The organism is Leptolyngbya sp. 7M (assembly GCF_018128485.1).
Genome location: NZ_CP070897.1, coordinates 3,689,321 through 3,705,747, shown reverse-complemented (window position 1 = coordinate 3,705,747; position 16,427 = coordinate 3,689,321). Strand labels below are relative to the sequence as shown.

Genomic DNA, 16,427 nt, shown 5'->3' with positions numbered 1-16,427 from the left:
AATATAGTCCGAGGAAACGTGCTTAGAAGAAGTTTAATACTCTCAACTCCATAAACTAGCTAACGAAAAAATACCAAAGGAGAAATCGAATGGCAAACTTAGTAGGTACATCGGCAGACAACTTAGTTGCAGCCGTTTCAGGTGAACACCAATCCAATGGATTTGGAGTACTTGGCAAGAGCAATAGTGGTGTTGGTGTTTGGGGCGTGAGCGAGACCTACGAAGGTATGCACGCTGAGACAAAATCAACCGAAACAGCCGCTTTTGCTGCTTACAATAACAATCCTGATAGCGGTACTGCGGCAGTCTTTGGTGAGAAAAAGGGAGAGAAGGGACACGCAGGCTTTTTCGTTGGTAATGTGTATGTCTCACGCAACCTTGTTGTCGAAGGAGATGTCACACTCCCAAATGCCGATTTTGCCGAAGATTTTTGTGTGTTAGAACACCAGATGGTTGAACCGGGTACGGTCATGGTGCTGTGCGATAACGAGACGTTGCAGCCAAGCAACAAACCTTACGATAAGCGAGTTGCAGGGGTGGTTTCTGGTGCTGGTACTTATAAGCCCGCGATCATTTTGGACAGACGCGAAGAGACTATCGAGCGGAAACCGCTTGCACTTGTTGGCAAAGTGTACTGCAAGGTGGATGCAAGCTATGCACCAATTGAAGTGGGTGACCTTCTGACAACATCTGCTACATTGGGACATGCCATGAAAGCAACTGATCCATCCTCTGCTTTTGGTGCAGTGATTGGAAAAGCCTTACGCGCTCTTTCTAACGGGCAGGGGACGATTCCAATCTTAATTGCACTGCAATAAATGGAAGTGATTATATTAGAGTGATCAAAGTTCAAAATACGAGTTGGGGGGCGATAGTCTTTGATGAGTAGAGTAGAATGGGATCAATCCCCATTCCCTACTATTAGCGATGGACAGAGCTACTGTAGAGCGACAAAAGCTGATTGAGGCAGTCGGAAATCTTCCCGATGAAGTATTGTTTGAACTTGCTAGTTTCCTTGACTATCTTCGTTACAAGTCAATTCTACGGAGAGATTCTAGTCATAACGCTCCCAACTTTTTAATCACTGTTGCAGGTTTAGGTAACTCTGGACAACCTGATATCTCAGAACGAGATGAGGAGATTTTACGTAACGAAATTGATCCGGTTTATGGTTGGAATCTTAAGCCAAGCGATCCAGCGTGACAGCAATACTCGACACCAGTTTTTTGTTTGCGTTAACTGACCAGGGTGATCGTAATCATCAGCGAGTATTGGCTATCGCTCAAAGCGTAAATGAGCCATTGGTGCTGCCTGTAGTTGTTTTGCCTGAAGTCTGCTATCTGATTGCATCAAGATTAGGGCATCAAGCGATGCGTCGTTTTGTATCTAGCATGACACCTGATTCAGTTCAAGTTGAGTCGGTGACAACCGAGGATTTGGTGCGAGTGCATCAGATCTTGGAACAGTATAAAGAAATTAGATTTGCTAGATAAGCATTTGTGCTTATTGAAAATCTAATTTCTTAGGAGACCTCTCAGGTATCAGTTATGACAGATATCTGAAGGCATCGGTAAGCATTTAGAGCTAAGTCAATGCCAGACGACAACAGCAACAAGAATAAGAATCAAGATTCTCGAACTCAAATTATTCTGGCTCTCATTGGGCTATTCGGCACAGTAGGTGTATCTTTGATCACAAATTGGTTGATAGACCAGTGCAATCAACCTGGCAATTTATCGGTACTGCTTCAACAGGAGAGAGCGTTTTTGTTGATAGCAGCAGTATCAAAAAGTTAGCCGATGTAATTGACTTTACTTATAGAATTGGAGGTGAGGTCTTGGTTGCACGGGCTGATTGCAGCAGCGATCGATGGTATGTCAATAAATATGACAGATGGTATTCTCCATCAAGTCAGGCAACTCAAGATATGCTGAGTTATGTTTGCAGGTAAACTTTATGAGTCGAATCCAACAATTTACAGCCATTATCGAGCGTGAAGGCGACGGATATGTCTCTTTATGCCCACAATTAGACATTGCGAGTCAAGGCAATACGGTTGAGGAAGCCAGAAATAATCTGGTTGAAGCACTAGAGCTATTCTTTGAAGCTGCTGATCCGTCTGAAATTAGAAGTCGATTGCACAGTGAGGTATTTGTGACGAGTTTGGAGGTTATCGTTGGGTAGATTACGAGTTCTATCAGCCCAAGAAGTGTGTAAGATTCTCGAGGGTTTTGGGTTTTATGTTTAATTATACTCACCTACTTAGAAGGATTTGGTCCAGGTTTTAAGAGTTGGCAGTTCTTGAGCATTCGTAATGCTATTGTTTGAAGTGACTGGTTCAACTGAATAGCGTTCAACTCAAACCTTGAAACTCAAACCTTAAAACTACTGAAGGGTCAGTACAATCAAAGCAGCTAAAGTTGTTTATAGGCTTCGGTTTCTATGGCACGCGGCGATCAAATTTATGTAATGCGCCCCTTAATCAATCGAGAAGGGGACTATGAACATCATGGCATCGATTGCGGAGACGGAACGGTGATTCACTACTACAAGGGTGGAGAGGTGCCAACCATCGCCCGCACAAGTTTTGAGGTCTTTGCGCGAGGCAATCCGGTGTTTGTCAAGCCCTATGTCGCTTCCTATGTGCCGGATGTAGTAGTGGAGCGAGCTGAGAGTCGGTTGGGTGAGCAGCAGTACAATCTGTTAACCAACAACTGCGAGCATTTTGCGACCTGGTGTAAGGTGGGCCGCAGTGAAAGTCAGCAGTTGCTGGATTATGGCGTGGGACTGGGAACAGTCAACCCGTTTGACGCCCGCTCGATGCTAGATGGAGCCGTGCAGGACGGTGATCCAGTCAAGGCGGCTGAATTGTTGGCTGCTGCGATGAGCAGTAGTACTTCTGCACGGAGTCGGCTGCAAACCCAGGCCAACAGATTGCAAGCGGAGATGAATACCTGGCAACGGGTGGCGCAAGCTGCCTTACAGCGAGACCGAGAGGATCTGGCACGAGCCGCCTTGGAACGAAAGGTCAAATTCAAGCGCCAATGGAATGACGTTCAATCCCAGTTACAGCAGTTAGATGCGATGCAGGAAACACTGGTCCGTAATTCGCAGAAACTCCAGCAGCAGATCGCCATCAATACACCCTATCCATTCGGCTAACATGCCTGGGAGGCGAGCAGATGCTGCTCATTCACGGCTATGTCATAACGGCATTGCTAGTGGAAGCGGCTGTAGGGGAGGCTGCCCCCAGATCGACCTCTAGATCAACCGTGCCCTGAACGGTCAACACAGAACAGGAGGCGTGATGAAGCACGTAATTGCTGACGCTGCCCATAAATAGCTCATTCAATCCCTTATAGCCACGACGGCCCATAATAATCAAATTGGCATTCCAATTGCGGGCGAGTGAGCAGATGGTACTGCCAGGGTCACCAAGGGCTTGGGTAAATTCGGTAGGAATACCAGCAGATGTGGCAATTGCAGTTTGCGCCTGCAGAAACTCTAGAATTTGATCCTGAACGGCCTGCCATTGTTTCAGATGCAGCTCGACATCTTCAGCCCGAAACATGGGATAGGTGCCATGAATCGCAAACACCGGACTCGGAAAGCTGGATTCTGCTGGGGATAGAACATGCACCAGCATCAGTTGAGAGTTTAGCGTCTTGGCCATTGCCATTGCGGTTGCAAAGGCCTGCTGGCTGACATCCGACTGATCCAGTGCGACCAAAATTCGATGAAACATACAACCCTCCTTCAGAGCGGTATCCAATTTGGATGCATGGAATTCCAAGCACTCTCCATCTGATTTGATGCGGCAATTTGGTTCTGTGGTGATCTTGCGGCAATTTTGGGGAATCAATTCGAAGTTGGTTGAGTACCCATGCAGCTTTACCCTTCCTATTTCATTGTATCGGCTCAGACCGTTCGTCATAACAATCGATCACAAAAATTAGATTGACTTACTCAACTCAGCCAATGAGAACAGGCTCTTTGGTCGCTCGCAGTTATGCTCGCAGTTATGGAAGTTCAGAAAATAACGCAATGTGCGACTTGATCATTTGGCAATTGAAACCGCGACCCAGCAATATCTGCCAGCGCGGGATCCAGCGACTCACTGGCGTTGAGCCGGCGCAGGTTTAGTCTGTGTAGCTGCGCCTACCCTGCGGGACGCTGCGCTAACAGTCGCCAAACACCATTTTAGTTACATAGTGCGTTACTTGCTTTTTCAGATTTTATACACTCTAGCTTTCCTGATAAATTCACCAAGAGTAATCTAAGCTGAGTTCACCACTTGCTACTTTTTCCCGAATCAGAGTCAGCAAGTTTAGGAAGATTGCTTAAAATTGTGGTAGCTAAAGTTTGCTTGCAAAGCATGAAGACAAGCTAGATTTGGTAGGAGATTACAGGAGGTATGGCTAATTTATTTAGGCAGTGTCGCTGCAGTTCATACTGTTGGGGGATGTTTTGCCCTAGAAAAGCCGCTACAGAGTAGTGAGCTAACTAGAGGTGGCAATCGCAAAAATGTAGATCTGAACGCGATCTAAAAGCAGTTGCGCTACAGAGGTTATAGAGTTGTATATATGATTGTGTTGGTATTGATTATGGCTGTACCAGTTAGGCCAATTGCCTGATGCTAGCTGAATTTAACTAGATGCTAACTAAATTTAAGATTGTCTCTGCCAATGCTGTGCTAGCTAAGCTGTGCTAAAACTTGGGCCAAGAGCTTGCCAGCTAGGAGAACTTAACTTTCTGGAAGTGCCCAAAGAGTGCCCCTTGACTCTTTCTTAACCGATCAAGTTTCGATACACTGAGCTTCATTGCTTCTGAATCCTCTCATTAGTCCTTCCATTCGCCATTTTGCAATCATTGCGAGAATTAGAACCGTGGCCAAGGCTCAGTAAGTGGTCAGTATTTCTGCTGATCCTACCGAGGTGGCTTCCGTTCATTCCCGTGGAATAACGATGGTTTGCTATCTCTTCTCTGCCGACAATGAGCCTAAATCCGATACAAGGTGGTTCATTCAAATGACGGCTACTCAATCTTCTCTTCGTTCTAACTGCATGGAATTGTTGATGGCCTATCAGCAAAATCCTTCTGTAGCACTCCGTAACAAACTGGTGCGCATGAATGCTGGCTTGGTTCGTAAGATTGCTCATCGAGTCAGTCATCAGTGTGCCGAACCTTACGAAGACCTGGAGCAAATTGGCTATCTCGGTTTGATCCGGGCAATCGAACGGTTTAATCCTAGTCAAGGTTGCGCCTTTAGCTCGTTTGCGGTGCCTTACATTCGGGGTGAAATGCTGCATTTTCTCCGCGACCGGGGTAGTTCTATTAAGGTGCCCAGACGCTGGCAAGATCTACAAAAAGAAGGTCAGAAAGTTCGGGTAGCTTTAGCTAAGAAACTGGGCTATCAGCCAAACGACACAGAAATTGCTGAAGCACTGGGAATTTCTGCTTATGAGTGGCGCGAAATCAAGCTAGCCGTTAAGAATCGTTTACCCCTCAGCCTAGATGCTACCGTTTGCCAGCAGGTCGATTCTTCGATTACGTTGGGTGAAACCCTGCCCGATGCTCGCTATCAGGCGCTCCAGCGGCTAGAAGAAGACCGGCAACAGCTTCAGCGTGCCCTGAGCCAATTAGAAGATAAGACCAGAGCTGCGATCGAATTTGTCTTCTTCAATGAACTGTCTCGCAAGGAAGTAGCGGAGCGAATCGGCGTCAGCCCTATGACCGTAACTCGCCGGATTCAGCGGGGTTTAGAGCAAATGATGGTATTTTTGCAACCGCAGACGCTCCAGACCGATCCCTAAGCATCGTCCAGTCTTAGCTTTAGAAAAACCTAACTTAAACTGTCACCCGTCGTTGAACGTTGGTCAGCCTCGAAGCAAATCGCAATGACGGATAGCAGGTGACAGCCCAATCCCTAAATCCGTATTGCCTCAAGGATTGAGGATTATTCAAGCATTCAAGTCAGTTTGCCCCTACCTCACCAGTGTTTCCAAGCTTCAGCCACAACTCCAACTACGACTAGGCAAAAGATGAAAACCACTAGGCGTAGCAGGAACTGTGCTACTGTCGCAACCAGAAAGGCAATTACCTCGAATGCCCCAAGGCCAGCTAATACAATACAAACGACTGCAAAGCAAAGCCAGCTCAGCAAATAATATTTGAGTACATTTCCTGCAAACTTTAGCAACGGACTATACTCGGGTGGTCTTCCCATCATGATCAGCGCCCTCAGGATGCGGTTGGCGTCACGAGTAAGGTAATTCCGCGTATTCCGATGATGCTCACAGGTTCACCAACAGAGACTACCGTCGTTGGCTCCGGTTGATACAGTTGGGCAGACCAGTAGGTTCCTTTGTACTTGACTCGCCCATTCTGACCATAGGCAAGCGGTCGATCTGTAATTCCCAAGGCAGGCTCAGGCAGCAGTTGGGAATTAGAAGGAATAGATAGACTACTCATAATCGCACCTACCTCGAATGAAAAACTGATTGGATGTCGAATTTGCCTCCCTTGAGGGAGGCATTTGACTATGTGAAGCATTTCAATCCACACTCTCACTCAAGTGAGAAAATTGTTTTTGGCAACGCCTTACTGCCTATCTCTTACTGCTTACCTCAATCAAAAGGCAGCACTCCCACCGTCGCTGCCGCAGCAAAATTAATAAAAAGTCGCCAGGAAAAACTATTGATCTCACGTTATTGATCTCACACAGTCTCACACCACATTCCCGTTCATTCTGTCCTGGCTTAGTGCATTGGCGTAGGTTCTGTCTGATAACCGCCTTTATCTGAATGGAAACTTGGATGGAATGGGTTACGTCATAACCATATCTCACTTTTGTGAGAATATCAACCAAATTGTGAGAAAGAGGCAATTTTACTATAGCACTTTGTTTTCAGCCAATGGTCGAACCAGGAGGCAAAAACGGTTTGCAGTCTTGGAAACAATCTGATTGAATCGTTTACTGGCAGGTCAGACTTCACGGAAGATTCATCCAGAAATCTCACAATACGCACTATCCTAGAGAAAGTGAATCACATAAGTGATTTGTGCTAGAAATGAGTATCAGCCTTGAACTGAACCTTTAGCAATGCGAGCTAGTTACAGTGATCCCCCAAGACGCCTTAAGAACGCTCGTTAGTCACCGTGGTGTTTCAGATACGGAGTTTCAAGTCCTACACCTTGCCCTAGAGGGCAACTCTATGGCTGACATTGCTGTGGCGTTGGAAATTGACGCCGCCGCTGCTCGAAAACGATTGGGTGAGGTCTACCGCAAGTTTAATATTCTCGGCAGGGGACCGGGCAAGCTAGCCAGGCTTCTACAAATATTGATGTCCCAATATCAGCAGCAGTACCCGTCTCAATTGCAGGTTGAACTAGCCAAAGATCCAAAAGATCTATCAAGGTCAGTATCTGCACCCAAATCCACGAAACAGACCGCAAAATGGGCAGATACACCGGAGGTGGTGTTTGAAAGCCTTGCCGAGGTTGATGCTTTCTATGGCCGTAGTCGGGAATTGGATCAGCTAGAAGCCTGGGTTGTTAAGGAGTCTATAATTTCGCACAACTTCGGCCATCATCTGTTGCTATTAGTCACTGTTTAGTATTCATGGTTATTCCAGGTCACGTTTTACCATCATCTTTGCCCATTCTGGGGTCGTTTTTGCCTTCCTTGCCGTTAGATAGCCTGCTTTCGACTCAAGGCATTATGGTGCTGCTGCTGGTTGCCTATGCCGGAGCCATGTGGATGTTTCTCACTAGCGCCCCCAAAGTTCACACCATCATGGTGTCGGACCTAGAACTGGCACGACAGTTTTATGAAGGGCTGCTGGGTCTACCTGTTGCCGATGTGCCGTTGCACTACTACTACAACTATGAGCAAACCCTGGGCACCGCCAGCATCGATCCTCTCTATGCCTCTACAGCTACCTTAGGCCGCCCCATGACCCAGGGCTACCAATCCTCGTCTGGACTTTGGTATCAGTTGAAGAAAAATACGCAACTGCATGTAATTTCGGGCGCTAGCCTGGGGCTGAAGAATCGCCAGCGCCATGTCTGCTTTGATCACGATTGTCTGGAGCAGTTGCTGATGCGGGTACAGTCCTACGGGGTAAAACACAAAATCCGCCGCGACAAACCCCTCAATTTCCTGGTGAAAGACCTGGATGGCCGGATTATTGAAATGGCTGAGGTCTCCAACTGATCGAGCCTCAAATTTAGCCTCAGGGCGGTGTCAAAATCTTGCAAATTGTTCCTAGGCATTCTTCTAGAGTGCCTTTTTTTGTACTAGTTTTTGCGCTAGCCTCTATTCCAGTTTTTGCACTCGTTTTACACTGACTTTTGCACTTGTTTTTGTGCTTAAGTTCTTTGCTCTGGATAATTCAATCAAATCAAACAATCCACTCAAATCAAGCCAAACTAGCGGGTGTCAGAAAACTGAACTGGTTCGGATGTCAGGCTTTTCTGTTGTGATTCAGCCCACAATTGAAGATTTAATGAAATTTGCTTCAGAATCACTGGCGAGCAATCAGAACGCTGATATTTTCTGTAGCAAGTTCATGCAGCACAACTACCGAAAAGTGGCTTCAAGCTATAAACTGTTTGCAAAAATAGCTTTTAGTTTTGGAGCTGTAACTCTATGAGTCCTAAGCTGGCCTGCTTGAGGCACTGTGATTTTATGCAACTTAGCTTGCATGTAGAGAATCAAAAATGACTAGGGAACTCTAGGGTGGTCTGGCTCTGCTGTGAGCAATTACCTGTCAATACAAAGCGTCAAACTATGCGGATTCTAGTTACAGGTGGTGCGGGCTTTATCGGTTCTCACCTGATTGATCGATTGATGGAGCAAGGACATGAAGTTATCTGCTTGGATAACTTTTATACCGGTCATAAGCGGAATATTCTGAAGTGGATCAAGCATCCTTACTTTGAACTTATCCGCCATGATATTACTGAGCCAATTCGGCTTGAGGTTGACCAAATCTATCATCTGGCCTGTCCTGCCTCTCCGGTGCATTATCAATACAACCCGGTCAAAACCATCAAGACCAATGTGATGGGAACGCTGAATATGTTGGGTTTGGCAAAGCGGGTCAAAGCTAGATTTCTGCTGGCTTCCACTTCTGAAATCTATGGTGATCCAGAAGTTCATCCTCAAACCGAGGACTATCGCGGCAGTGTCAATCCGATTGGGATTCGCAGTTGCTACGACGAAGGAAAACGAGTCGCAGAGACGCTTGCCTTTGACTACCATCGCCAAAATGATGTGGAGATTCGAGTCGCTCGCATCTTCAACACCTACGGCCCGCGCATGTTAGAGAATGATGGTCGAGTAGTGAGCAACTTCGTGGTGCAGGCATTACGAGGTCAATCACTGACGGTTTATGGTGATGGTTCTCAGACACGCAGCTTCTGCTTTGTCTCTGACTTAGTAGAAGGCTTGATGCGGTTAATGAATGGAGAGTACATCGGTCCAGTCAATTTGGGCAATCCCGATGAATACACCATTTTGCAACTTGCAAAAGCCGTCCAGCAAATGGTGAATCCCAGCATCGAAATTGATTATCGCCCTTTACCCCAAGATGATCCGCGTCGCCGCAAGCCAGACATTACTAGAGCGCGGACTTGGTTAAATTGGCAGCCAACTGTACCGTTGCAAGAAGGACTTCAGCTCACAATCGAAGATTTTCGGGCACGGTTGACCGATACGGTTCCCAGCATAGCTGAGCAGATCATCTAAACAGCATCTGCACATTTGGCGCAAAGCCGACAGGTAAGCTGTGCTGAGAGTGTTGGGTAGCGCGAATCAGCAGAACAGTAAAGCAGCTCAATCAAGCACAGACGGGTGTGCACAATCAAGTTCCATCTAGATTCCATTGTTTGATATCAGGAGCCGGAGCAGTTAAGCTTTTGACTGATTTTTCCTTTTTGTGTGTCTATGATGTTTCGATTCCATCGCACCTGATATCGTTCCATTCACTTTAATGTAGTTAAGGACTTATCCCTATGCGTGTTTGTGTCATCGGTACTGGATATGTTGGCTTGGTGACTGGTGTTTGCTTAGCTCATACTGGGCATCATGTCATCTGCGTTGACAATAACGAAGAGAAAGTGAAGCTAATGCAGTCCGGGCAATCTCCAATTTTTGAGCCTGGGCTATCTGAACTGATGAAGGGTGTGATTGAAGCCGGACGGATTGAGTTCACTACCGATTTGGCGGGGACAGGTCGAACGAGCAGTCAGCCTCTGTCACCATCTGACCAACTGTTCTAACGCCCAAGTTCAAATTTGGGCCATGCAGCGGTTAAAGTCCATTACTCAAGCAACAACTGCGGCGGCTAAAACCCCTGCCCCCTTCGCAAGATTTGCAGTTTTGAGCAAATTAGCTCAACGGTTTCGTTTTGCTTAGCAGAGATTCATTCGTGCTTTTTCACTACAAATTTAACCGGGTTAAATCTAACTTTAATCTAGCTGTGGAACAGTAGAGATGTTCCATTCAACTAATGAGTCAGCTTAGTTCAGCAGCTTAGTTCAACAGATCATCTCTACTCAAATTGCCACTAGTCGCTAAACCCTAGTTATCGTAGATTCTGGCTTCTAGAGCATCGGGGTTTTCTTCACAATAGAGTTCAAAGGCCGTTTTGCCAACGAAAGCTTGACCCGCCTTTTGATGGGCTGCCTCGGCTTGCAGCTCTTCCACCTCATCCCACGCTACAGCACATTCCGGTGAGGTTGCTCCTTTCTCAGCACAAATGGCGCGGGCCTGCTCAATTGCCGCTTCGATCCGCTGCTCTAATAGAATTTCCTTCGGCTGTTCAACAAAATCGCCCTTGGTCAAAATGTCGCGGATAGTGATGATACCCAACAATTCACTCTGAATGACCGGAGCTTGATGGATACCCGTATTGGCAAACAACCTCGCCACATACTCCACACCCAAATCAGGATTTACTACGATACAGGGCTTGGTCATAATGTCACAAACGCGGATACGCTTTGTATCTTTGCCGTAGGCCGTAACTTTGTAGACCACATCCGTCTCCGTCAGAATGCCATAGGCGTCCTGATCATGACGACGATTCACGATTAAGGCATGCACCCCTTTTTCTCGCATTAGCTTTACGGCATCTGCTACGGTAGCAGATCCTCGGATCGTGATCGCTTCAGACATCACATCCGCCGCTTTTAGCATCACTTACCCCCGCAATAATTTGTAACATCGCTCTACATTGTCACCCAAATCGGGTCTCAAGAGCGTCTAAATCAACCGGTCAAATCGTCCGCGATTCTCCCCAGTTAGGCGGCGGTCCAGCTAATTTTCTCGGCAGTATTACGGTGAACGGAGCTGTAGAGGACCGTATAAAACCGGACATGAAGCTCCCACTGGTTGAAGCCGGCCCATTTTGCGCCTGGGGCAGCACTGTCAACTCAATTTCATCTATTGGATTAGCTGATCTTCTGTGATCTATGAACACCACCCTGTCCACCCAGCGTCACGCTCTGCCTTTCCGGTCACGCTCTACTGCTCAAAAGCCGATTTTGGTGATCATTGACCCTCATGTAACCGCTGCTGATCAGCTAGCCGCAGGCGTTGTACCAGAAGCAGCCGCAATTGTGCTCGATCCAACTCGCGATGGTGTCCTGCAAATCACAGAAGCGCTGCAAGCTCACCCCGATGTCATCAGCCTGCATATTATCTGCCACGCTGAACCGGGTTGTTTGCTTCTTGGCAACAGCCAACTGAGCTTGGACACCATCGAACGCTATGCCTGGGATCTGCAATCCTGGTTCTCCCAGCCCTTCTCAACCGTCCAGTCCCCAGCGCTGCTGCTCTATGGCTGCCACGTCGCGGCTGGTGCAACTGGAGCCGAATTTCTAGAACGGCTGCATCAATTCACAGGAGCTGGAATCGCCGCATCTAAAACCTTAACCGGAAGCGCGGCCCTGGGAGGGAACTGGGAGTTGGAGGAATCGATTGGTGCAGTTGACAAAACTCTGGCCCTGCAGCCGCAGATCTTGGAGAACTATCCTGCCACCCTAGCAACCATCACAGGCAAGGTATGGAGTGATTGGGATGGGGACGGGGTTCAAGATGCTCTGGAGCCTGAATTAGAAGGTGTGACTGTCTACCTAGATGCCAATGACAATGGTCAGCTAGACACGGGTGAAACCTCAACCGTCACCGATGCGAATGGCATCTACATGTTTACCAGCTTAGTTGCTGGAACCTATAGCATTGCCCAAGTGCTTGAGGCTGGCTGGCAGCAAACCTCTCCACTCACGGTTTCGAGTATTTCAGGGGTTTCAGGGTTCCGTGATGCTGGCTCTGATGCAGGCGATCGGCTCGAACCCAAAGGGGATGGCATTGCCTTAGCAGGCTATACAGCAGCTAAAACGGCCAACGCAGCAGCGATTGTGCTTGGCAATTCAAAGCGTACTCTGGTGAACGGCTTCTCGGTTGACGCAGCCTTGGCGGATTCAGAAGGCTTGGCTTTAGCAACCCAAGAAATTCAGCTTCTTAGCAGTGGGGTGAGCACCGTTCTCATCTATCACGCCTTACAAGGAGAGACGGAAACCCTTTTCCAAACTGCTGCCACAAATTTGGGACTCACGCCTCAAATTTATTCCAGCGCAAATATTGCAGGGTTTGAGGCCGCCGTTACCGCAGCAGATCCCAATAGTACTCTGATCATTGTTACAGTTGAAACCGATGCTCCCAATTTCACAGGACTGATCGACTATGTCAATGCAGGGGGGCGCGCCATCCTGCACTTCTCGGACTTGGATGGCAATGATGCTCTGGCTTCAGCGTTTAAGGTGACAACGATCGGAGAGCGCTCCTCGTCTGAACCGATTTACAGTTGGGCTACGAACACGGTAACCGTAGCGAAGGCCGCACGGGCCGAGCTCCCGAAGCTCGAGGCCGAGCGCTCACGCCACACCCAGTACTACGAGCTCGAGCTCGATCGAAAGCAGGCCACCCTCACCCACGAGGGCGTCGCCGAGGCCCAGCGAGCCGCCGGACTGGGCTCCCTCTACGTGGGCGAGAACATGGACCTGCCCCACCTCCTCCAGCAGGCCCTGCGCGCCCATGCCGTCTACCAGAAGGACCGCGACTACGTCATCATGAACGTCCCCGATCAGATGACGGGACAGGTCCAGCCCTCCATCGTCATCGTCGACGTCTTCACCGGACGCCCCATGATCGGCCGACAGTGGTCCGACGGCCTGCACCAGGCCATCGAGTCCAAGGAGAAGGTCCCCATCAAGCAGGAGACCCAGACCGTCGCCACCGTCACCATCCAGAACTTCTTCAAGATGTACAAGCGCCTCGCCGGCATGACCGGCACCGCCGACACCGAGGCCCAGGAGTTCCACGACATCTACAAACTCGACGTCGTCGCCATTCCCACCAACCGACCCGTCGCACGCAAGGACTTCGACGACCTCATGTTCCTCCGCGCCAAGGACAAGTGGGACAAGATCGTCGATGAGATCAAGACCTTCCACGACGTCGGCAGGCCCGTGCTCGTCGGCACCACCAGCGTCGAGAAGAGCGAGACCCTCTCAAAGATGCTCGCCGCCAAGCACGGCATCAAGCACGAGGTCCTCAACGCCAAGCAGCACGAGCGAGAGGCCCACATCGTCGAGAACGCCGGTCAGCTCGGCCAGGTCATGATCGCCACCAACATGGCAGGCCGCGGCACCGACATCAAGCTCGGCAAGGTCACCCGAGAGCAGCTCCTCGACCACTGGCTCCGGCGGGGCATCGCCCCGCGCACCGTCACCGTCGACATGACCGACGAGCAGCTCCGCGAGCACATCTTCCGAAAGATCGCCCCCAAGGAGCTCGGCACGCAGAAACGCGACGTCGAGGCCATGCCCTTCGAGCAGCTCGAGCTCGACCTCCTCAAGCACTGGGCCGGCCTCTACACCTTCCTCGGGCCCAAGGCCGACTCGATGTCCCCCGAGCAGCTCAGGCAGGAACTCGACCGATCAGGACGATTCCTCCTCCACCGCATCCGATGGTTCGCCACCATCGAGGAACTCGGCGGCCTCCACGTCATCGGCACCGAACGCCACGAGGCCCGACGCATCGACAACCAGCTCCGCGGACGATCGGGACGCCAGGGCGACAGGGGATCCTCCCGCTTCTTCGTCAGCATGGAAGACGACCTCATGAAGATGTTCGGCGGGGAGACCCAGATGAAGCTCCTTGCCAGACTCGGCATGAAGGAGGGCGACTCCATCGAGCACCCATGGCTCTCCAAGAGCGTCGAACGCGCCCAGCGAAAGGTCGAGGAGCGGAACTTCCAGATCCGAAAGAACATCCTCGAGTACGACGAGGTCATGGAGCACCAGCGACAGTACTTCTACGGCCTGCGCCAGCGCGTCCTCGAAGGACGGGACCTCAAGGGACTCGTCCTCGAGTACATCGAGGAGGCCGTCCGCGATGCCGTCGGCGAGTACCTCGACAAGGACTACCACCTCAACTGCATCGCCGAGTTCGCCAGGCAGAAGCTCGACACGCCCATCGAGGCCGTCCGCCTCCGAGGCCAGGAGGACTTCGAGATCGAGAAGTCCATCCGCGAGGACGCCAAGGCCGAAGCCCGCGGCATGATCGACATGACCCTCGGCGAGTACATCCCCGACGAGGGCTCCGACATCAAGGTCGACTTCGACGCCCCGGGCCTGGTCAGTTGGGCCCGACAGCGCTTCGGCATCGAACTCAGCCAGAAGGAGGTCGAGGACCGCGTCGCCTCCAGCGGCAGGTCCGCCATCCGCTCCGTCCTCGTCGACGCCGCGGAGGCACGCATCGACGAGACCGACCTCTCCGGAATCCAGCAGTTCCTCGCCCCAAACTACGGCGTCCACCAGCTCGTCTCCTGGTGCCGCAGCAAGTTCGGCATCGAGGTTGATCCCGACGCCCTCGTCAAGGCCATCGAGACCAAGGCCGAGCCCCCGCTCGAGACCATCATGGCCAAGGCCCGAGAGACCTATAACCGGCGCGAGGTCGAGTACCCCGTCACCTTCCAGATGGAGCTCACCACGCTCCTGATGCGTCAGAGCCCGCAGGCCGCCGCACGCATGCTCGCCGAGTGGGCCAATCGCCGATTCAACCTCGGCTGGACCGAGCAGAAGATCATGTCCACTCCGCCAGCGAAGATCCGCCAGGAACTCGAAGCGGCCCAGAAGGCCTTCATCGAGACCGGAAAGCTCGAGGACGCCGTCGCACAGGCGCAAAAGTGCGCCACCGACGCCCAGCTCGAGCAGCACCTCCAGGAGCGCTACGGCCTCAACCTCCCCGACTGGATGCGATACCTCCACGGCGAGGAACGAGAGCACGCCATCCGCGCCCGCGTCGAAACCGCCCTCCGCTCCGAACTCATCCAGTTCGAGCAGCAGGTCCTCCTCCAGACCCTCGACCAGTCCTGGAAGGACCACCTCTACGGCATGGACCAGCTCCGCGACGTCATCAACTATCGCGCCTTCAGCCAGAAGGATCCGCGCATCGAGTTCAAGCGCGAGGGTGCCAAACTCTTCCAGACCATGCTCGACGGCCAGATAGCCACTGACGCCATTTTCTACCAGCTCACTCACGCCAGCGATTTGAGTTGTCACAACTGGCACACCAGCGGCTAAGGCTTCCATCAGCGAGACTGGCACTCCCTCCGCAAAGCTGGGCAGCACAAACACATCAGTAGCCTGTATGTACTGACGCACTTCTGCCTGTGATTGATAGCCGACAAAGTTGACGTTTCGGGTTAAACCAAGCTGGGCTGTCATTTGTTCAAGCTGAACGCGATCGGGACCATCGCCAACTACCGTCAGCAGCACATCCGGATAGGTCGCTTTGAGGATGGCCAGACTTTCTAGCAGAATCGGTAAGCCTTTGACGGCAGCAAGCCGTCCAGTATAGAGCAGTCGTTGACCAACTTGCTGATGGCAAACCGGGTCGAATAGGGCTGGGTCTACCCCACAGTGGACAATATGCATGCGTCGCCACTGCTCCATGGGCGCAAAAATCATGCCCTGACTGCGACAAAAATAGCTGATGCAGCAAACAAACAGCGCTCGCTTCAGTTTTTCATCAAGTCGCCACCGCAACGGCTCGAAAAAGATGTAAGGGCCATGCATTGTGAAGCTGAAGCTAAAGCCGCCTAATTCGGCTGCCAACATCGCCACAGTACCGCTTGAGTCTGGGAAATGATTATGTAAATGCTGGATCTGTTGCTGATTGATCTGGTGAGCGACGATACCAGCCTCGAGAAAGTAAAAGATCTGGTAGAGCGTGCCGCGCAGTCCAGGCTGGTGGGTTTGCCAGGCTAGCTTGACAGCTTGGAAATAGCGTTTTGGTGAACGGAAAACCAGCGCTAGATGGGCTAGCAGCAGCTTCAGCGGGTTGGGCGGCAGGA

General features: G+C 50.6%; 15 protein-coding genes and 1 pseudogene. 12 read left to right on the top strand and 4 right to left on the bottom strand.

What is annotated here, in order from left to right:
* Window positions 1–89 precede the first annotated feature (89 nt).
* The 5 genes from JVX88_RS18650 (at window position 90) to JVX88_RS18630 (ending at window position 3,162) form a co-directional block, all read left to right on the top strand.
* Window positions 90–818, top strand: a complete 729-nt coding sequence (locus JVX88_RS18650; protein ID WP_211619683.1) for a hypothetical protein — start codon at window positions 90–92, stop codon at window positions 816–818.
* Window positions 819–927: 109 nt separating this feature from the next.
* Complete coding sequence (locus JVX88_RS18645; RefSeq protein WP_211619682.1) at window positions 928–1,203, top strand: hypothetical protein; 276 nt, start codon at window positions 928–930, stop codon at window positions 1,201–1,203.
* Window positions 1,200–1,493 (top strand): PIN domain-containing protein, encoded by a 294-nt coding sequence (locus JVX88_RS18640; RefSeq protein ID WP_225931115.1) that lies wholly within the window; start codon window positions 1,200–1,202, stop codon window positions 1,491–1,493. Before JVX88_RS18645 ends, JVX88_RS18640 begins: the two co-directional genes overlap by 4 nt.
* 463 nt (window positions 1,494–1,956) lie before the next feature.
* The gene (locus tag JVX88_RS18635; RefSeq protein ID WP_211619681.1) at window positions 1,957–2,184 is read left to right on the top strand and encodes a type II toxin-antitoxin system HicB family antitoxin; all 228 of its coding nucleotides are present in this window, start codon (window positions 1,957–1,959) and stop codon (window positions 2,182–2,184) included.
* A 258-nt stretch (window positions 2,185–2,442) separates the two neighbouring features.
* Window positions 2,443–3,162, top strand: a complete 720-nt coding sequence (locus JVX88_RS18630; protein WP_211619680.1) for a lecithin retinol acyltransferase family protein — start codon at window positions 2,443–2,445, stop codon at window positions 3,160–3,162.
* Between the two features lie 37 nt (window positions 3,163–3,199).
* Here JVX88_RS18630 and JVX88_RS18625 read toward each other — a convergent pair whose 3' ends face one another.
* A complete protein-coding gene (locus tag JVX88_RS18625) occupies window positions 3,200–3,745 on the bottom strand; it encodes a universal stress protein (protein WP_211619679.1) in 546 nt (181 codons plus the stop codon).
* Window positions 3,746–5,027: 1,282 nt separating this feature from the next.
* On the opposite strand from JVX88_RS18625, the gene JVX88_RS18620 reads away from it, so the two are divergent.
* A complete protein-coding gene (locus JVX88_RS18620) occupies window positions 5,028–5,813 on the top strand; it encodes an RNA polymerase sigma factor SigF (protein ID WP_072009689.1) in 786 nt (261 codons plus the stop codon).
* 427 nt (window positions 5,814–6,240) lie between these two features.
* Here JVX88_RS18620 and JVX88_RS18615 read toward each other — a convergent pair whose 3' ends face one another.
* Window positions 6,241–6,471, bottom strand: a complete 231-nt coding sequence (locus tag JVX88_RS18615; protein WP_211619678.1) for an NfeD family protein — start codon at window positions 6,469–6,471, stop codon at window positions 6,241–6,243.
* A 743-nt stretch (window positions 6,472–7,214) separates the two neighbouring features.
* On the opposite strand from JVX88_RS18615, the gene JVX88_RS18610 reads away from it, so the two are divergent.
* The 5 genes from JVX88_RS18610 (at window position 7,215) to JVX88_RS18590 (ending at window position 10,284) form a co-directional block, all read left to right on the top strand.
* Complete coding sequence (locus JVX88_RS18610) at window positions 7,215–7,616, top strand: hypothetical protein (protein WP_211619677.1); 402 nt, start codon at window positions 7,215–7,217, stop codon at window positions 7,614–7,616.
* Between the two features lie 5 nt (window positions 7,617–7,621).
* A complete protein-coding gene (locus JVX88_RS18605; RefSeq protein ID WP_211619676.1) occupies window positions 7,622–8,215 on the top strand; it encodes a VOC family protein in 594 nt (197 codons plus the stop codon).
* Between the two features lie 151 nt (window positions 8,216–8,366).
* Window positions 8,367–8,654: a hypothetical protein gene (locus JVX88_RS18600; protein ID WP_211619675.1), complete on the top strand. Its 288-nt coding sequence runs from the start codon at window positions 8,367–8,369 to the stop codon at window positions 8,652–8,654.
* A gap of 137 nt (window positions 8,655–8,791) precedes the next feature.
* A complete protein-coding gene (locus JVX88_RS18595) occupies window positions 8,792–9,751 on the top strand; it encodes a UDP-glucuronic acid decarboxylase family protein (protein ID WP_211619674.1) in 960 nt (319 codons plus the stop codon).
* A 266-nt stretch (window positions 9,752–10,017) separates the two neighbouring features.
* Window positions 10,018–10,284 carry an FAD-dependent monooxygenase gene (locus tag JVX88_RS18590; protein WP_317134387.1) on the top strand — a complete coding sequence of 89 codons (267 nt, stop codon included), beginning with the start codon at window positions 10,018–10,020 and terminating at the stop codon, window positions 10,282–10,284.
* Between the two features lie 301 nt (window positions 10,285–10,585).
* Here JVX88_RS18590 and JVX88_RS18585 read toward each other — a convergent pair whose 3' ends face one another.
* Window positions 10,586–11,203, bottom strand: coding sequence for a CP12 domain-containing protein (locus tag JVX88_RS18585; RefSeq protein WP_211619673.1), 618 nt, complete (start codon window positions 11,201–11,203; stop codon window positions 10,586–10,588).
* Between the two features lie 275 nt (window positions 11,204–11,478).
* Here JVX88_RS18585 and JVX88_RS42020 point away from each other — a divergent pair, with 275 nt between their 5' ends.
* On the top strand, window positions 11,479–15,654 hold the full coding sequence (locus tag JVX88_RS42020) for a DUF4347 domain-containing protein (RefSeq protein ID WP_211619672.1): 4,176 nt from the start codon (window positions 11,479–11,481) through the stop codon (window positions 15,652–15,654).
* Here the strand turns inward: JVX88_RS42020 and JVX88_RS44215 are convergent.
* Window positions 15,607–16,008, bottom strand: a pseudogene (locus tag JVX88_RS44215) (glycosyltransferase family 4 protein); the annotation flags it as partial. The gene JVX88_RS42020 and the pseudogene JVX88_RS44215 overlap by 48 nt on opposite strands.
* Window positions 16,009–16,427: the final 419 nt, after the last annotated feature.

Bases quoted from the DNA above. Each gene is read 5' to 3' on its own strand.
- JVX88_RS18610 (WP_211619677.1), top strand. From the start codon at position 7,215: ATGGCTGACATTGCTGTGGCGTTGGAAATTGACGCCGCCGCTGCTCGA.
- JVX88_RS18650 (WP_211619683.1), top strand. From the start codon at position 90: ATGGCAAACTTAGTAGGTACATCGGCAGACAACTTAGTTGCAGCCGTT.
- JVX88_RS18625 (WP_211619679.1), bottom strand. From the start codon at position 3,745: ATGTTTCATCGAATTTTGGTCGCACTGGATCAGTCGGATGTCAGCCAG.
- JVX88_RS18630 (WP_211619680.1), top strand. From the start codon at position 2,443: ATGGCACGCGGCGATCAAATTTATGTAATGCGCCCCTTAATCAATCGA.
- JVX88_RS18605 (WP_211619676.1), top strand. From the start codon at position 7,622: ATGGTTATTCCAGGTCACGTTTTACCATCATCTTTGCCCATTCTGGGG.
- JVX88_RS18585 (WP_211619673.1), bottom strand. From the start codon at position 11,203: ATGCTAAAAGCGGCGGATGTGATGTCTGAAGCGATCACGATCCGAGGA.
- JVX88_RS18595 (WP_211619674.1), top strand. From the start codon at position 8,792: ATGCGGATTCTAGTTACAGGTGGTGCGGGCTTTATCGGTTCTCACCTG.
- JVX88_RS18615 (WP_211619678.1), bottom strand. From the start codon at position 6,471: ATGAGTAGTCTATCTATTCCTTCTAATTCCCAACTGCTGCCTGAGCCT.
- JVX88_RS18635 (WP_211619681.1), top strand. From the start codon at position 1,957: ATGAGTCGAATCCAACAATTTACAGCCATTATCGAGCGTGAAGGCGAC.
- JVX88_RS18645 (WP_211619682.1), top strand. From the start codon at position 928: ATGGACAGAGCTACTGTAGAGCGACAAAAGCTGATTGAGGCAGTCGGA.
- JVX88_RS18590 (WP_317134387.1), top strand. From the start codon at position 10,018: ATGCGTGTTTGTGTCATCGGTACTGGATATGTTGGCTTGGTGACTGGT.
- JVX88_RS18620 (WP_072009689.1), top strand. From the start codon at position 5,028: ATGACGGCTACTCAATCTTCTCTTCGTTCTAACTGCATGGAATTGTTG.
- JVX88_RS42020 (WP_211619672.1), top strand. From the start codon at position 11,479: ATGAACACCACCCTGTCCACCCAGCGTCACGCTCTGCCTTTCCGGTCA.